The sequence below is a fragment of the Rhodococcus artemisiae genome, from assembly GCF_036327795.1.
GTDB lineage: Bacteria > Actinomycetota > Actinomycetes > Mycobacteriales > Mycobacteriaceae > Rhodococcus > Rhodococcus artemisiae.
Genome location: NZ_JAUTXY010000009.1, coordinates 59337 through 76237, shown reverse-complemented (window position 1 = coordinate 76237; position 16901 = coordinate 59337). Strand labels below are relative to the sequence as shown.

General features: G+C 65.9%; 14 protein-coding genes. 10 read left to right on the top strand and 4 right to left on the bottom strand.

Annotated features, from left to right (window positions below):
* The first annotated feature begins 22 nt into the window (after positions 1 to 22).
* The 6 genes from Q7514_RS19025 (at position 23) to Q7514_RS19000 (ending at position 8434) form a co-directional block, all read left to right on the top strand.
* The gene (locus Q7514_RS19025; RefSeq protein ID WP_330134835.1) at positions 23 to 1750 is read left to right on the top strand and encodes an ABC transporter ATP-binding protein; all 1728 of its coding nucleotides are present in this window, start codon (positions 23 to 25) and stop codon (positions 1748 to 1750) included.
* A complete protein-coding gene (locus tag Q7514_RS19020; RefSeq protein WP_330134834.1) occupies positions 1747 to 3492 on the top strand; it encodes an ABC transporter ATP-binding protein in 1746 nt (581 codons plus the stop codon). Before Q7514_RS19025 ends, Q7514_RS19020 begins: the two co-directional genes overlap by 4 nt.
* 13 nt (positions 3493 to 3505) lie before the next feature.
* The gene (locus tag Q7514_RS19015) at positions 3506 to 4141 is read left to right on the top strand and encodes a TetR/AcrR family transcriptional regulator (RefSeq protein WP_330134833.1); all 636 of its coding nucleotides are present in this window, start codon (positions 3506 to 3508) and stop codon (positions 4139 to 4141) included.
* Positions 4131 to 4988: a siderophore-interacting protein gene (locus Q7514_RS19010; RefSeq protein WP_330134832.1), complete on the top strand. Its 858-nt coding sequence runs from the start codon at positions 4131 to 4133 to the stop codon at positions 4986 to 4988. The genes Q7514_RS19015 and Q7514_RS19010 overlap by 11 nt, the downstream gene beginning before the upstream one ends.
* A gap of 29 nt (positions 4989 to 5017) precedes the next feature.
* On the top strand, positions 5018 to 6940 hold the full coding sequence (locus Q7514_RS19005; protein WP_330134831.1) for an SEC-C domain-containing protein: 1923 nt from the start codon (positions 5018 to 5020) through the stop codon (positions 6938 to 6940).
* Between the two features lie 150 nt (positions 6941 to 7090).
* Positions 7091 to 8434, top strand: a complete 1344-nt coding sequence (locus Q7514_RS19000; RefSeq protein ID WP_330134830.1) for a C40 family peptidase — start codon at positions 7091 to 7093, stop codon at positions 8432 to 8434.
* Positions 8435 to 8500: 66 nt separating this feature from the next.
* Here the strand turns inward: Q7514_RS19000 and greA are convergent, their stop codons facing one another.
* Both greA and Q7514_RS18990 read right to left on the bottom strand, forming a co-directional pair.
* Positions 8501 to 8995 carry a transcription elongation factor GreA gene (gene greA, locus Q7514_RS18995; protein ID WP_132471639.1) on the bottom strand — a complete coding sequence of 165 codons (495 nt, stop codon included), beginning with the start codon at positions 8993 to 8995 and terminating at the stop codon, positions 8501 to 8503.
* A gap of 227 nt (positions 8996 to 9222) precedes the next feature.
* A complete protein-coding gene (locus Q7514_RS18990) occupies positions 9223 to 9654 on the bottom strand; it encodes a DUF4307 domain-containing protein (RefSeq protein ID WP_330134829.1) in 432 nt (143 codons plus the stop codon).
* Between the two features lie 157 nt (positions 9655 to 9811).
* Between Q7514_RS18990 and mca the strand changes: the two genes are divergently transcribed.
* The 3 genes from mca to Q7514_RS18975 are packed head-to-tail and all read left to right on the top strand — an operon-like array spanning position 9812 to position 13018.
* Positions 9812 to 10690, top strand: a complete 879-nt coding sequence (gene mca, locus Q7514_RS18985; protein WP_330134828.1) for a mycothiol conjugate amidase Mca — start codon at positions 9812 to 9814, stop codon at positions 10688 to 10690.
* Entirely contained in the window at positions 10687 to 11004 is a 318-nt protein-coding gene (locus Q7514_RS18980; protein ID WP_330134827.1) for a hypothetical protein, read from the top strand. Before mca ends, Q7514_RS18980 begins: the two co-directional genes overlap by 4 nt.
* A 19-nt stretch (positions 11005 to 11023) precedes the next feature.
* The gene (locus tag Q7514_RS18975) at positions 11024 to 13018 is read left to right on the top strand and encodes a thioredoxin domain-containing protein (RefSeq protein ID WP_330134826.1); all 1995 of its coding nucleotides are present in this window, start codon (positions 11024 to 11026) and stop codon (positions 13016 to 13018) included.
* 30 nt (positions 13019 to 13048) lie between these two features.
* On the opposite strand, the gene Q7514_RS18970 is transcribed toward Q7514_RS18975, so the two are convergent.
* A complete protein-coding gene (locus Q7514_RS18970) occupies positions 13049 to 13711 on the bottom strand; it encodes a TetR/AcrR family transcriptional regulator (protein ID WP_330134825.1) in 663 nt (220 codons plus the stop codon).
* A gap of 142 nt (positions 13712 to 13853) precedes the next feature.
* Between Q7514_RS18970 and Q7514_RS18965 the strand changes: the two genes are divergently transcribed.
* On the top strand, positions 13854 to 15953 hold the full coding sequence (locus Q7514_RS18965) for an ABC transporter permease (RefSeq protein WP_330134824.1): 2100 nt from the start codon (positions 13854 to 13856) through the stop codon (positions 15951 to 15953).
* On the opposite strand, the gene Q7514_RS18960 is transcribed toward Q7514_RS18965, so the two are convergent.
* Positions 15950 to 16867: a mechanosensitive ion channel family protein gene (locus Q7514_RS18960; protein WP_330134823.1), complete on the bottom strand. Its 918-nt coding sequence runs from the start codon at positions 16865 to 16867 to the stop codon at positions 15950 to 15952. The genes Q7514_RS18965 and Q7514_RS18960 overlap by 4 nt on opposite strands.
* Positions 16868 to 16901: the final 34 nt, after the last annotated feature.

Below are 16901 nucleotides of genomic sequence, written 5' to 3'. Positions count from 1 at the left end.
TCGGGGAAGGTGCATGCAACCAATGGCTGCGGGATCAGGCCTTCGGAACCTGTTGTATCCGGTACGCGTTCGCCTCTTGATCTCCGGTGCGCTGCAGGTGTTCTGTGCGATCGGAACGGTGCTTCCGTTCATCGCGATAACCGAGGTGACGCGGGAATTGCTCCGCGGCGGAGTTGTCCCCTGGGGTTGGGTGTGGGCCGCGGTGGTGGCCCTGGTGGTGACGCCGCTCGTTCACAGTTGCTCGTTCTCGCTCAGCTTCGGCGCGAGTCGCGACATCCAGTACCGGATACGGCGGAACCTGGTCGATCATCTCGCGCGGGTGCCACTCGGCTGGTTCGGCGGCGTCACCGGCGGTGGACTACGCAAGCTCGTGAGCAGCGACGTGGCCGCTCTGACCGGGCTGATCGGTGAAGCGATTCCGCTCGCACCCCGGTTCGCCGCCGTCTCGATCCTCGCGATCTCCTATCTCGCCTGGATCGACCCGCTGTTCACGATCGTGATCGCCCTGCCGGTGGTCATCGCTTCTGTACTCCTGGTCCACCGCCCGCCGGTAGCCAACGACCTCGAACGGGAATACCGTCGCACCGCTCGGGGGTTGAGCGAGCGCGCAACCGAACTCGGCCAGGGCATGGCCGTCTGGAAGGTGTTCTCGGGCAGTCGCCTCGCTGACGACAGATTCGTCGATGCCATCGACCAGCACACCCGCTCCTACCTCGCGACCGAACGTGCCCGAGACAGGCGGGGGCGCCTTCCGCTGACCCTTTCGTCGTGGTCGTTCATCCTGGTCTGGACGACGGTGTGGGGCGTGGTCTTCGTCGCAACCGACCTGCTGGTGCCGGCAGATCTCATCCCCTTCCTGCTGATGTGCTGGATCGTGTCGCGCGCTGTGTGGCTTGTGCCGACGTTGCGGACGCTGGTGAGTCGCAGTCGTGCCCTCGCCGAGTCGCTGGACCGCGCGTTCGCGACCCCGGAACTCCCGACGGGAGATCGGACACTTGCCGCACGTCGCGACATCACCATCCGGTTTGCCGGCGTCACATTCGAATATAACAGGGGCAGAACGGTTATCGACGAGCTAGACCTCGAGCTGGCCCCCGGTACGGTGACCGCGGTGGTAGGCCCCTCCGGGTCGGGGAAATCGACGTTGACCCGCCTGCTGCCACGATTCTGGGACGTCACCGGAGGCGCGATCACGGTCGACGGGGTCGACATCCGCCGGTTGGATCCTGCCGAGCTCTACCGGCTGATCGGATTCGTCTTCCAGGATGTGCGAATGCTGCGACGAACAGTGGCCGACAACATCCGCCTCGCGGATCCGACGGCGAGCGACGAGCGGGTCCGAGCGGCGGCGCGCGCGGCGCGTATCCACGACCGGATCCTGGAAGAGCCGCTCGGATACGACGCAGTCATAGGAGAACACGTCTCGTTCTCCGGGGGCGAGGCCCAGCGCATCTCGATCGCGCGGGCGATCCTCGCCGATCCGCCGGTTCTCGTTCTCGACGAGGCGACGTCGGCGGCGGATCCCGAATCCGAATCCCTCGTCCAGGACGCGATCGCAGCACTGAGCCGAGACAAGACCGTGCTGATGGTGGCCCATCGATTGGAGACCGTCGTGAATGCCGACGCGATCGTGGTGATGGAGTCCGGTCGCATCGTCGAGCGCGGCACTCACACCGAGCTGATGAACCGAGGCGGGCGATACGCGAACATGTGGCGACCGGGCGTCGCGACGACGGGGGCTGCAGGATGATGCTCACCGCTCTCGGCCGGGCCATCGGCCCCGCAGCAGTCGTGCGATTGCGCCGCACGTTCGTGGCGACCGGCGCTGTCGCGGTACTGGAGGCAGTCGGGCTCGCGATGTTGGTGCCGTTGATCACCGACCTGTTCGCCGACAACTTTCCCCGCGTGTGGTTGTGGACCGCACTGCTGGTGGTGATCGTCGCTACGGCAACGGTGGCACAGGACGTCGTGACCACCCGGCGGCGTCGCGACACCTCGGAGTCCGTGGCCGCGCTGCAGAGGCGTATCGCCGACCACGCCACCACATTGCCGCTGGGGTGGTTCGGTGCCGCGAACCAGGACCGCCTGACGCGAATCGTCACCGATGCGGGCGACGCACTGACACTGACGGTCAATGGCGTGATGGCAATCAATCTGCGCGCCATGGCGCTCGGCGCATCGCTGTGGTTCGTGCTCGCGTGGATCGACCGGCCCACTGCCGCCGCCGGAGCGGCCGGACTCGTGCTGCTCGTGGGGCTGTACCTACTCGCGATCCGGTTGTTGCGCAGCGCCACAACCGCCCAGGAACGCGCCGCCGAGGACATCAACGGCAAGATCGTCGAGTTCGCGCAGAACCAGTCTGTGCTACGCGGATACGGGCGGGTGGGTGACGCCGATACCGATCTGTTGTCTGCGATCGACCAGGTGCGCCAGGGTGCGGCCAAGTATTTTCGTGGTGCGATCGTCGGTGCCGTGCTGTTCGCGATCGGCACGGGTGTGTTCTTCTCCGGTGTTCTGGTGGTGGCTCTCCAACGGGCCGACGGCGAGAGTCTCGCCGTGGCATCTGCCGTGTGCGCGGTCCTGTTCGCGGCGCTGCTGGTCGATGCTGTCGCGGCGCTCGGTCGGACCGGAAGTGTCATCCGTGAAGCAGAGGGGATCCTCGCTGACGCGGGCGACCTGCTCCGGGTACCTGCGTTGCCCGAACCTGCTGCCCCCGTCCCGGCCGGGCACGACAACTCCCTCGCATTCGATGACGTTTCCTTCTCGTACATGTCGGGGCGTGCGGTGCTGCGCGGGGTCGGGTTCGACGTCCCTGCCGGCACCACGTGCGCTGTCGTGGGGCCCTCGGGATCGGGGAAAACTACGTTGGCGCGGTTGGTCGCGCGATTCTGGGACGTCGAAGCAGGCTCTGTGCGTGTCGGGGGCGTCGACGTTCGAGAGATGGCGACGGCGGACCTGATGGCGCGCGTGTCGCTCGTATTCCAGGATGTGTACCTGTTCGACGGCACCATCCGGGAGAATATCGGCATTGCCGATCCCGGTGCATCGGACGCTGACTTCGAACGTGCGGCCCGGCTGGCACGGGTCGACGACATCGTCGAGCGGCTGCCCGACGGGTGGAACACCCGCGTCGGTGATCACGGATCATCCCTGTCCGGTGGTGAGCGACAACGTGTCTCGATCGCGCGTGCATTCCTGCGCGGTGCTCCGATCGTCGTCCTCGACGAGCCGACGTCCGCACTCGATCGCGAGAACGAGGCGGCGATACTTGCTGCTCTCAGCGAATTATGCCGCGATCGCACGGTTCTCGTCATCGCCCATCGTCTGCATACCATCGTGAACGCCGACCGCATCGTCTTCCTCGAGCACGGTGAGGTGACTGAGGCCGGGAGTCATGACGAGCTGATGGCGGCCGGCGGACGCTACGCTGGTTTCGAGGCGACTCTTGCGCGTAGGCACCGGCCGATCGTCACCACCGGAACCCCGGAATGACGGTGTCGACGCGATGATGTTTCCGTCCCGCAAACCAGGGCCGAAGGCCCGATTGTCGCGCGAGGTGATCCTGCGTGCTGCGCTGGCGACCCCGCGAGAGATCACCATCACCGGGATCGCCGAGCAGTTGGGGTGCTCGGCGGCGGCGCTCTACCGGCATGTCGAGAGCAAGGACGATATCGTTATCGGAGCCCTCGAACTTCTCATCGCCGAGACGCCACGACCGGATCCTGACCGAGGCTGGCGCACTCTGCTCGAGCAGGAGTGCGACGTTCGCTGGCGTCTGTACGAGGGACATCCCGAACTGTTCGCGGCCTGGCCCAGAACAGGGCGGCCTGTCATTGCATCGGTACACCGCAACGAGTGGGTGGCGCTCCGTGTCGCTGACGCCGGTTTCGACCTCGCAGACGCACGCGGAGTCGTCGCAGCCATCGTCGCCGCCGCCGCGGATTACGGCCTGCTGCTTGCATTCCAGCGGCGGCCGGGCGCGGTACAGGCCTTGGACGCACGCCTGGGAGTTCTCGGACCCGAGATGCGTGCCGTCGAACAGGACAGGTTGTCGCGACCACGACATCATTTCGACCGACAGCTGCGGATCCTGCTGGACGGATTCGCAGTCCACTACGAGAGGACGATCGATGAGCGCTGATTCCGGACCGGCCGTGACCGAAGGGCGCGGTGAGATCGAACTGATCATGCATGACCTGACTCCGCGGATCCTGAAGGTTGTCCGTGTGGAGGATCTCTCGCGGACGATGCGTCGCATTGTCGTGGGAGGTGCCGCGTTGGAGGGCTTTCCATACGTGACGATGGCTCCAGATGACCACGTGAAGCTGTTCTTTCCGGATGCCGCGACCGGGCGCATCGCGATGCCCGAGATCGGTCCGGACGGGATGCGTCTTCCGTCAGAGGGGCCGCGACCCGTGGCCCGCGACTACACCGTCCGTGCGTTCGATCGTGAATCGCTTGAGCTGACACTGGACTTCGTTCTCCACTCCCACGGAATCGCGGGCGCCTGGGCGTCGAAGGCCGCGCCGGGAGACGAGGTCGGTGTGCTCGGACCACGTGGTTCGCACATCTATCCGACGGGGTACGACTGGTATCTGCTGGCGGCTGATGAGACCGCACTTCCTGCGCTCTGCAGGTGGATCGAAGAGCTGCCCTCGGACGCGAGAGTGGTGGCCTTCGCCGAAGTCGCCGACGAGCACTCCGAACTCACTGCGCCGGGACGTGAAGAGGTCGAGCTCACGTACCTGCATCGCGGCTCGGCGGAACCGGGCACGACGACACTGCTCGCCGACGCGGTCCGCGCGTGCGAGTTCCCGGACGGGGAGATGTTCGCGTGGGTGGCGGGCGAGGCGGGATCGATCAAGCCGATCCGTTCGTATCTCACCCGCGAACTGGGGCTTGCACGGGGCCGCGCGAAGGTCGACGGGTACTGGCGTCTGGGCAAGGCGGATCACGATCACCATGAGGTGATCGAGGAAGACGACTGACCGGGCTTCCGGCCCGTACGATCGCACGCGTGACCGACTTCGACTACGACCTCGCCGCCGACGATGCACTGATCGCCGCCGTGCTTCCCCTGCTTCGGGAGCACGGCCCGCTCACGCTCGACGAGATCAGGGAGCGACTCGCATCGGGTGACGCCGCGGACGATCTGATCCTGCCCATCGATGAGTTGCCCGATCATCCGATGCTGGTGTACCTGAGCGACGGCCGATACGCCGCATTCGACGAGCTCCTCGGAGGCCGTGTCCTGACGCATCGGCTCACCGAAGCCGAGGTGGCGTCCGCTGTGCTCCCCGTAGACGAGATCCATCCGCTGCTCGTGTTCGTGACCGGCGACGAGGACTACGACCTCGTCGAGATCGACCGAGAACCCGATCGGCTGGAGGATCGCGGCATCGCCGACCTCGCACCGTTCGGCAACGAGGCGCTCGTGTTTCCCCGTGGTGCCTTCGCCGAATTGTCGCCCGGCGACCTCGTTTCCGCGACCGTGACGGAGACAGGATTGATGATCGCTCCGGCGACTGCCGAGACCGACACCGTTCCCGAGTTGGCCGCGGTGCTGGGGGAGTCGCTCGCGTCGGGCGACCCGGCGTACCTCGAGTCGTCGGTGTTCTCGGCGATGTTCGAGGTACCCACTGCGTTCACCGTTCCCTCCCTGCCGTTGTCGGAACAGATCGAGACGGCGGGACTCGAGGTGTCCGGCGGCCTCGTGGCACCGCCCGGGTTCGATTTCGCGGGATATCTCGCGCGGAGCGCGGTCGATTCCTACGCCGAGCAGGTCGGTGTCCCGGTCGAGGCTGTGCCGGGGGTCGTGCTGTTCGCGTCGCTGGTCGATGCGATCAGTGACGGGGACGACAGTGACCTCGAGTCGCGGTTCGCGGAGGGTAAGTCCGGACTCTTCGCGGCGTTGGCCGACACCGATGTGGCGATGACGGTCGTCGACGAACTCCTCGAGCAGGCCATCGATCCGGCGTCGATCGAACGGGCCGCGTTGTGGATGAAGGACCACGGCCCGCGGAAGGTTGCCGCGGCGGCGTTCTGGATCGCGGGCAAGGCCGCGGAGACCGCTGCTCGCGTCGATGATGCGGCGCGTTACTTCGAGCGTTCCACGGACCTGGACTCGGAGTTCGATCCGGCGCTCGAAGATCTCGCCCGGTATCTCTCCGACAGCGGGGACGCGGTCCGGGCGCTGTCGTTGCTGGGCCGGTCCATCGACGGCCCGGATCACCCGCTGTATGCGGTGCTGGAGACCTTCCAGCCCATCGAGCGCCCCGATCTGGGCCGCAACGATCGGTGCTGGTGCGGGTCGGGTCGTAAGTACAAGGCGTGCCATCTCGGGAAGGCCGAGTACACGCTGGAGGATCGCGCGCCCTGGCTGTACTTCAAGGCCTGCATGCAGATGACGCAGGTCTCGTGGCGGGACCATCGCTTCGCTCTTGCGGAGGCTCGCAGCGGCTACAGCGACAACGACGACGACCTGTTCGAGGCGCTGTCCGATCCGTTGCTCGACGACGTGATGCTCGGTGAAGGCGGCGGGCTGGCCGAGTTCGCGGAGGCGCGTGGGCACCTGCTGCCCGACGACGAACGTGAACTTCTTGCGCGGTGGCTGCCGGTGGAGCGGTCGGTACATGAGGTCGAGGCCGTCCGGGTAGGGGAGGGGCTGACGCTGCGCGACATACGAACGGGCGAGCGGCGGAACCTGACCGCTCCTGAGGTGGGCGAGGACGTCCCTGTCGGCGGCCTGTTGTGTGCGCGGGTCGTTCCGGTCGCGGACACCTGGCGGATTCTGGGGGCTGCCACACCTGTTACTCAGGAGCAGAGCGACGCGATCGTCCGACTGATCGGTGACAGTGGGCAAGTCGACGTGTACGCCGGCGTCGTGCTTGTGGAGTTGCTGACCGATTTCTCCCTATCCGCGCAGGCAACGGACGGATAACGGGGAGTACCTCCAGTCACACCGACCTCACTCGGCGCACAACTAGAACGTGTTCCTAAATATATGTGATATCAAGTAGCAGAAGCCGTGCTCGTGATCGGTATCACAAGTACGGTTGGGGTCGTTCGAAGAGGGATGTGGGGGTTGCGTATGTCGGTAGACCCGTCTGCGGTCATCGTGGCAGTGGCCACGGCAGCGAGTGCGCTCGTGCAGGGAGCGGACATACCAGCAGAGATACAAGATCAGGTGACGTCTGCGATCGAGTCGTTCGAGGCGGGTGCCCCCGAAACCGACAAGCAGGTCGAGGATTTTGTCGCGTCGTTACCCGAGCAGGTGCAGGACCAGGCCAAGCAGGTAGTCGCCGACACCACCGACTCGGTCGCAGCGGCAATCGAGCCACACCTGCCCGAGGAGGCGCTCGAAGCGCTTCATCCGCCGGAGTCCGGGCCGGAATCTGCGATCGCGCCGGCAGCACCCCAATCGAGGCCGAATGCGTTCGGCGTCGCACCGGTACCCCAGGCTCCGATGCTCGGCCCGCAACCCACCGCCACGATCGGTGGCGTCACGCTCCCGTCGATTCCGGCGATCCTGCCCGGCACGGGCCTGGCGCCCATCGGCGCGATCGCGGTGTTCGCTCCGTGGCTGCGCAAGGCCGGTGAAATCTGCGACGGAATCACTGCGCCCGTCCTCGCGGCCCTGTACTCGGCCGAGAACGGCTTCCGTTTCGGAGCCACGGCACCCGTATCGCCGGTCGGTGCGAAGGGACCGGGGCAGTTCATGCCCGGCACGTGGCGCGAGTACGGTAAGGACGCCGACGGCGACGGCAAGGTCGACATCCTGGGCATCGCAGATCCCGTCATGGCGTCCGGCAACCTGCTGTGCGACAACTACAAGCAGATCGACGACTGGAAGAAGCGCGGCCTCGTCCAGGGCGACACGTTGGATCTGACGATCGCGGCGTACAACGCCGGTGCGGGTGCGGTCCGCCGGTCCGGTGGTATGCCGTCCGGGTCACCCGACTACGAGAACCAGACCAAGCCGTACGTCGCAAAGATCCGGGCTACCGAGGCAGCGTTCTCCCGACTGCTGTCGCCCTTCTTCGGCCTCGGTCTCGGTGGTGCGAGTGATGTCGGCAACCGCGTCGTCGACCTCGCCTTCAAGTTCCTGGGCCTTCCGTACGTCTGGGGCGGCGGCAACATCAACGGGCCGTCCGGCGGCGGTTTCGACTGCTCGGGTCTGACGTCGTACGCGGTGCACGCGGCGACAGGGATCACCCTGCCCCGCACCTCGGAAACCCAGTGGCATGTGGGCACCGAGATTCCGCTCGAGCACGCCCGACCGGGCGACCTCCTGTTCGGTAACTGGCAGGCCGGCGGGCCCGGCCACGTTGCGATCTACATCGGCGGCGGCCAGATGGTGCATGCACCGACCACCGGTGATGTAGTGCGGGTCGGCACGGTCTTCCCCGACATGAAGGCGCGTCGGATCATCTGACGAGTGCGAACGCAGCGAGGTCCGGCCGGAAAATTCCGGCCGGACCTCGCTGCGTATACGTCGGGATCAGCCGTGGTACGGCTCTGCGGAGACCAGCGTCACCTTCATCGTCTTGCCGTTCGGCAGCGCGTACTCGCGTGTCTCGCCCACCTTGGCCTCGATGAGGGCCTTGCCGAGCGGGGAGCTGGGCGAATAGGTCTCGAGTTCGCTGTTGCGCGCGCCTTCTTCGCGGGTCGCGATGAGGAACGTTTCCTTGTCGGATTCGTCGCCGTCGTAGTACACCGTGACGACCGAGCCGGGCAGCGCGACACCGGACTGCGTGGGTGCGACGCCGACCTTCGCGGCGCTCAGCAGCTCTTGCAGCTGACGGATGCGTGCTTCCTGCTGACCCTGTTCTTCGCGGGCGGCGTGGTAACCGCCGTTTTCCTTGAGGTCACCTTCTTCACGCCGCTCGTTGATCTCGGCCGCGATGACGGGACGATTGGCGATGAGCTGGTCCAGTTCCGCCTTGAGACGGTCGTGGGACTCCTGTGTCAGCCAGGTCACCTGGGTCTCGGTCATCATCGATCACTTCCTTCGGGTTGGAGCCCCCGGCTCCGTGGACAAGTCGTGCATACGCAACGACCGCAACAGCACGACCCTCGTCGTTCCCCCCTGGAATGCGGCGAACGGGGCCGTACTGTCTCTGATGCAGCAATACACGGCCCCAATGGGTGGAACCGTGTATCCGCATATTCTAGCACCAGATCCGGGTTACACGCGGAAATCGCAGCGTAACGGCATTGTGATCAGGGCGCGCGCAAGTATTCCGGAACGTTGAAGCTGCAGCCGTACCCGTCGCCCATGCCGGGCCGCTGTGATGTCTTGACCGTCGAATCCAGAACCACCGTCGATGCGTCCGACGCCGGCACGAGGACTTCCCGCCGCCCGGTTTCGCTGCCGTCCCGCGATCGCGCACGGACAATGCACACAGCTTCCTGTGACGGGTCCTGGCGCGTGACCGACAGCTTGATGTCGAGGGTGTCGTCGTCGATGACCTCGAACGCGACCACTTCGTATTCGATCTCAGCGGGCCCGAACTGCTGGAACATCACGACCCCGAGGCCGATTCCCGCGATGACGCCGAGGGCGGTGAACCCCCACTTCTTACCGCGAGCCGTCCGTGCTTTCGACGGATATCTCGCGCTGCGGCGGGGTTGTTCTGCGGTGTCGGTCATCATTTTCTTTCGTGCCAAGGCCGAAGTTCGGGTGCTCCCGTGGGGCCACGGCTGACGGGGGAGTTGTCAGGTGGAACTATAGGGGAGGGATCCGAACGGCCCGCACCGGCGGTAGCTGTCCGGTCCCGAGATGTATTCGACGGTGAGGTGGAGGAAACACGTGAGCGGACTACGGCTCATGGCCGTGCATGCCCATCCCGATGACGAGTCGAGCAAGGGTGCCGCCACCACGGCCCGCTACGCGGCGGAGGGGAACGACGTGCTCGTCGTGACACTCACGGGTGGCGAACGAGGAGACATCCTCAATCCTGCGATGGACGTGCCCGGCATCCGGGATCGCATGCCCGAGGTTCGTCGCGAGGAGATGGCGGCGGCGGCGCGTCACCTCGGTGTGCAGCATCGCTGGCTCGGTTTCATAGACTCCGGCCTTCCGGAGGGCGACCCCAAGCCGCCGCTGCCCGATGGGTGCTTCGCGGTGGTACCGCTCGACGAGCCCACGCGCAAGCTCGTCGAGGTCATCCGGGAGTTCCGTCCCCACGTCATGACCACGTACGACGAGAACGGCGGCTACCCGCACCCCGATCACATCCGTTGCCACGAGGTGTCGATGGCGGCGTACGAGGCGGCAGCCGATCCGAACTATCACCCCGAGCTCGGCGAGCCGTGGGAAGTGCAGAAGGTCTACTACTCGCACGGCTTCATCCGCAAGCGCATCGAATTGTTCCGCGACGAGTACGAACGCCGCGGTGAACCGTTCCCGATGGAAGAGTGGCTCAGCCGCTGGCGCACCGAGCAGGGCGATCTCATGGCACGGGTCACCACCCAGATAACCTGTGGTGACTACTTCCCGAATCGCGACGACGCGCTTCGGGCACACGCCACTCAGATCGATCCGAACGGGTCGTTCTTCGCGGTGCCGCTGGACATACAGCAGAAGGTGTGGCCGACCGAGGAGTTCGAGTTGGCAAAGACCCGCGTCACCACGACGATCCCCGAGTCGGATCTGTTCGCGGGTATCGAGGACGGACAGGTGAGATGACGTTAGGCACGCTGGCAGTCGAGGTTCTTGCGCAGGAACCCGCCGGCCCCGAGTTCGGCAAGGCATCGCCGGTCGGACTGGCCATTGTGCTGGTGCTGCTCGCCGCCATCGCTCTGCTCATCTGGAATATGAACAAGCGCCTGAGCAACCTCCCCGAGACGTTCGATACGAGCAGCCCCGAGGCCGACCAGGCAGTAGACGAAGGTACCGATCGCGGCGCCACCACGGTGAACATCACGAAGTCCGACGAGACTTCTGGAGAGACCGACGAGGTGGAGAAGAACGGGCGTCGCAGCGCCCCCGGAAAGAACTGACCGCACGTAACGTGGGGGAATGGCGAACAGGCTTGCCGAATCCCTCAGCCCGTACTTGCGGCAGCACGCCGAGAACCCCGTGCACTGGCAGGAATGGGGCGACGACGCGCTTGCCGAGGCCCGCGACCGGGACGTGCCGATCCTCCTGTCCATCGGCTACGCGGCATGCCATTGGTGCCATGTCATGGCGCACGAGTCGTTCGAGGATGATGCCACCGCGGCGGTGATGAACGCGGATTTCGTGTGTATCAAGGTCGACCGGGAGGAACGCCCCGACATCGACGCGGTGTACATGAACGCGACGGTCGCGATGACCGGGCAGGGCGGGTGGCCGATGACCTGCTTCCTCACCCCCGCCGGAGAACCCTTCTACTGCGGCACCTACTACCCGAGCGCGCCGCGCGGTGGGATGCCGTCGTTCACCCAATTGCTCGGCGCGATCACCGACACGTGGCGCAACCGCCGCGACGACGTCGACAAGGCTGCGGCCGCGATCGTCGCCGAACTCGCGCGCAGCAGCGGCGGCCTTCCCCCGGGCACTCGCACGGTAGACCCGGAGCTTCTCGACGCGGCGGGTGCAACGGTCGCGGACGACGAGGACAAGGTGCACGGCGGTTTCGGCGGCGCACCGAAGTTCCCGCCGTCGAACCTGCTCGAAGGTCTGCTTCGCGGGTACGAACGTACGGGTGCAGCAGAGACGCTGCGGCTCGTCGAACGCACTGCAGAGGCCATGGCGCGCGGCGGCATCCACGACCAGCTCGGTGGTGGATTCGCCCGTTACAGTGTCGATTCGGGTTGGGTAGTACCCCATTTCGAGAAGATGCTCTACGACAACGCGCTGCTCCTGCGCGCGTACGCGCACCTCGCCCGGATCACTGATGAGCCCGTGCCGCGTCGCGTGACGGAAGGCATCGTCGAATTCCTGCTCCGCGACCTGCGCACCGACGAAGGGTGTTTCGCGTCGGCGCTCGATGCCGACACCGACGGAGTCGAAGGGCTGACCTACGCGTGGACGCCGCAGCAGCTCGTCGACGTTCTCGGAAGCGAGGACGGTCTGTGGGCTGCGGAGCTGTTCGTCGTCACCGACGCCGGGACATTCGAGGCCGGAACCTCTGTCCTGCAGTTGCCCGCCGACCCGGACGAGTCCGAGCACTTCGACTCCGTGTGTTCCCGGTTGTTCGCGGCACGGCTGGCCAGGCCGCAGCCGGGTCGTGACGACAAGGTCGTCACCGCCTGGAACGCACTGGCGATCACCGGTCTCGTCGAGTCCGGTCTTGCGTCGGGACGGCCGGACTGGGTCGATGCCGCCGCGGCGTGCGCTCGCGCGCTGTTGAGTTCACACCTGGTGGACGGTCGACTGCGGCGTGCGTCGCTCGGTGGATCGGTGGGTGCGCCCGCCGGTGTGCTCGAGGACCACGGAGCCCTGATCACCGCGCTTCTCGCGCTGTACCAGGCCACCGGCGAGGCGCGCTGGCTCGACCCCGCCAGACAGCTGGCGGACACCGCGCTGACCCACTTCGCCGATCCGGACAGGCCGGGAAGCTGGTTCGATACCGCTCACGATGCCCAACAGCTCGTGGCGCGGCCGCGCGACCCCGTCGATGGTGCGACTCCGTCCGGTGCGGCATTGATCACCGAAGCGATGCTCACGTTGGCCGCGGTGGTAGACGACGGGGCCCGCTACGCGGAGGCCGCCCATGCCTCGTTGAGCGCCGCGTCGCTCCTGCTCGAGCGGGCCCCGCGCGCGTCGGGGCACTGGCTCACCGTCGCCGAGGCCGCTGTGCGCGGGCCGCTTCAGGTGGCCGTCGTGGGCGGGGGAGAGTTGCTCGAGGTGGCGCGACGTGAGGCCCCGGGCGGATCGCTCGTCGTCGGCGGTGCACCGGAGTCGTCTGCCCTCTTCATCGACCGGCCTCTGGTCGACGGAGCGCCCGCCGCCTATGTCTGCCGTGGGTTCGTGTGCGATCGGCCGGTCACGTCGGCGACGGATCTGAGTGAGGTGCTGGCCACAACCTGAGTCGTCAAGCCGGGGTCTGCGTGGCGGTCGTCAAGCCCAGGTCTGCGTGGCGCGGGCTCCGAGGAAGTCGCCTTCGCTGGTCACCGGCGCCGAGAGCAGTCCCGCAGCCGCGTCGATGAGGAAATTCGCGAAGCCCGTCCAGTTGGGTTCGTCGCCGATGCGGTCGAGCCGCTCCTCGTAGTCCGCGCAGCTGTCGGTGACGATCCGACCGAGAATCCAGGACCGGCCGCTGAGTACCGAAGGTGGGCACTCGGTGAGCAGCGCGCGGGTGCGGAAGATGAGGTCCTCCACAGTGGGATCGGACGTGATGGTCGCGGCCACGGCTTCGGTCATCGATGGAACGGCCCGCATCTGCCTCAGGAAGCGTGCGCGCCAGCTCGGGACGGGCATCGACGCCAGTTGTTCGGTGAAGGGGACGATCAGGCAGCTCAGCAGGTCGCGCAGCCCGGGCTCCGGGCCGAGTATCGCGACGAGTTCCTGCCGACGCGCGTGGGTGTCCTCGCTGAAGCGCAGCATCATGGCGCGGATCAGTTCGTCGCGGCTGCCGAAATGGTAGTTCACCGCGGAGTGATTGGAGTTGCCGGCGTGCTCCGCGATGCGACGGTTCGATATGGCGTCGATGCCGTGTTGCGCGAAGAGCTCTTCCGCGGAATCGAGTAGAGCTTGCCGAACTCGATCGCCGTAACTGCCCATGTCCGCTTCCGTCTCTTCCTTGTGGTTCCCACGTCCTCCGGCGTTGTGGGACGAACGTCACCAGTCTTGCATCTTGGAGGATTTAAGACACGTAGCGTAACATTTTTAAGTCAAGCAACGTAGAAATTCGAGGAGTACGCCGATGTCCACAACAACCCTCGAGCAACCCGCCAGTGGGCCGCCCGGCGACGGTGAGTCCGCCGAAATCGACCCGGCTCGCGCCCGTAAAGAGCAGATCGGCCGCATCGTCGCAATGTTCGTGATGCCGTTCATCATGGTGGGGATGATGATCACGGGGTACCTCTTCGCGATGCACGCCCCGTCCCCGCACAACGTCCCGATCGCGGTGACCGGCACGAGCCAGCAGGCCGAGCACTTCGCTCGCGCACTCGAGGGCGCCGATCCCGACGCCGTCGACGTCCGGATCGTTGCTACCGACGCACAGGCGCGTGATCTCGTCTTCGATCGTGAAGTTGCCGGCGCCGTGTCGCTGTCGGACGCCGGAACCGCCACGGTCTACACCGCGAGTGCGGCAGGGGCCTCCCAGTCGTCCACCGTCACCGGCCTGCTTGCACCGCAAGTGCTCGGTCAGGGTCTCGACCTGGTTGCAGAGGATCTCGCACCGCTGCCCGACCACGACACCGCCGGCCTCGCTGCAATGTTCATGGCAACAGGCTTGATGCTCGCGGGCTACATGCCGTGGAGTATCACCCTGTCCAATTCGCCCGAGCTGCTCCGTAAACGTCGCGCGTTTCCGCTCCTGGCCGGCTGGTCCGCGCTGATCGCGGCGCTCGTGTGGTTCGTTGCCGACCCCGTACTCGGAGCGATCGAAGGTCATACCGCAGCAGTGCTGGGGATCTCCTGGCTTGCCGTGTTCGCCGTAGGGTCGGTCCAGCTGTTCCTCACCCGGATCTTCGGTCCGATGGCCGTGATCGTCGGGATGCTCTTCATCATGGTGCTCGGTGTTCCCGCGTCGAACATGGGCATGTCGATCTACACGTTGCCGTCGCTGTACGTGAAACTGCACGCTTTCCTGCCCACACCGGCGACCGGTGAGGCGCTCCGCTCCGTCCTCTACTTCGACGGTGTCGGGCTCGGTTCACATGTACTCGTGCTGGTCGTCGGCGCGATTCTCGCTGTTGCTGCGATATTCGGTGTCGATGCGCTCCAGCGCAAGCGTAATCCGGATGCCGGCGCTCCCGAGATCACAGTCGCCTCGCTCACCGCAGGCCCGCGTCCGCAGCGTAACTGGGTCCGATACGTCACGCTCGGAGCTTTCCCGCTCGCGATGGTCGTGATGATGTTCTCGATCATGCTCGGTGCGATGTACAAGCCGGCCCCACGTGAGATGCCCGTGACGGTGGTGGCAGGCACCGAGGAGGTCGCAGAACAAGCGGTCACAGGTCTCGAGCAGAATATGGACGGCCTGTTCGACTTCGGTGCGTCGGCGTCCGTCGACGAAGCGCGTGCCGCAGTCCGAGACCGCAGCGTTGTCGCCGCCTACGTGTTGCCGTCGGCCGATTCGCCCTCCGCGACGTTGATCACGAACCAGTCTGCCGGTATGAGCCAGCAGCAGGTGGTCTCGATGACGTTCCAGCAGGTTGCCGAAGGCCAGCAGGTTCCGCTCGCCACGGAGGACATCGCGCCGCTACCGGGGTCCGACACCATGGGCACGGTCGCGATGTATGTCGCGATGGGCTGGATCATGTCCGGATTCATGCTCGCTGTCGTGGGCAACAGTGCCGCTCCGGCGGCCATGCGACTGAAATCACTGCTGCCGATCGCTGCCGGGTTCTCGGTGTTCATGTCGCTGGTCGTGTGGCTGATCGCAGATCCGCTCACCGGCGCTGTCGACGGGCACTTCCTGCAGCTGTTCGGTACCGGGGTCCTGGCGATCTTCACGACGTCGATGTTCGCTACGTTCCTCACCCGGTTGTTCGGCATGCTCGCCGTCATCCCCGCCGTCGCGGTCCTGATGTTCCTGGGGGTACCGGCATCGAACGGTGCGATGTCGGTCTACATGAGTCCCGAGATCTTCCGCGTGCTGCACGACGTTCTCCCGATGCCCGCGGCGGTCGAATCCATCCGATCGATCGTCTACTTCGGCGCGGACAGCGTCGGTGGACACCTGGTGACGTTCGTGATCTGGGGTGTCGTCTCGCTTCTGTGCGTGATCGCGATCGACACCGTTCGTGGCCGTAGGACCACGGAGACCGCCGAGGAATCGGTCGAGGTCTCCTAGGAGCCGGCGACCGGCGCGAGCATCAGCGACGGGGACTCGATGCCACTGGAGTCGAACGCTTCGAGTACTGCTCCTGTGAGCGCGCGCCGGACCGCCCACTGCTTGCCGGCGCGCACTCGGACCGTCATGCGCAGGGTCACCGCACCTGCGGTCACCGAGTTCACGCCGAGCAGCTCGGGCTTCTCGAGAACGAACGGCGCAATATCCTCACGTTCGACCGTGTCCAGCACCGCCCTGAAGGCGACCTGCTGGGCGCGGTCGACGTTTGCGGTAGGCGCAACCGGCACATCGACGACCGCGACCGCGTGGCCTTGGCTCATGTTCCCGACGCGCAGGATCTCTCCGTTGCGGCAGTACCACAATGTGCCGTCGATGTCGCGGATGGTGGTCACGCGGAGGCCGACGGATTCGACCGTGCCGATCGCGTCGCCCACATCGACCACGTCGCCGACTCCGTATTGGTCTTCGAGCAGCATGAACATGCCGGAGATGAAATCCCGGACGAGATTCTGGGCACCGAAACCGAGCGCGACACCTGCGATACCGGCCGACGCGATGAACGGTGCGACGTTGAAGCCGAGCGTGTCGAGGGTCTGCAGGACGACCCAGGTCAGCAGAATGATCGACACGCCCGACTTGAAAACGGAGCCGATGGTCTGTGCTCGCTGAGCGCGTCGCTCGCGGGCGGCCGGATCGCCCAGGGGCTTTCCGGCGCGATCCTGCAGGGGACGCAGAATCGACCGCTTGGGCGGCAGGCCGGGATCGCGCGGCAGTGTCATTCGGTCGATCAGTTTGTGCAGCACGAATCTGAGGACCACTGCCACGACCACGTAACTCACGATCGAGAGCGGCTTGTGGATCAGCCACTCGCGATTCGTTTCGGTCAGTTCGAAGGCGAGAAGCGAGATAGACATTGCCCGCGAGGTTACCGAACTGTGACCATCGGCG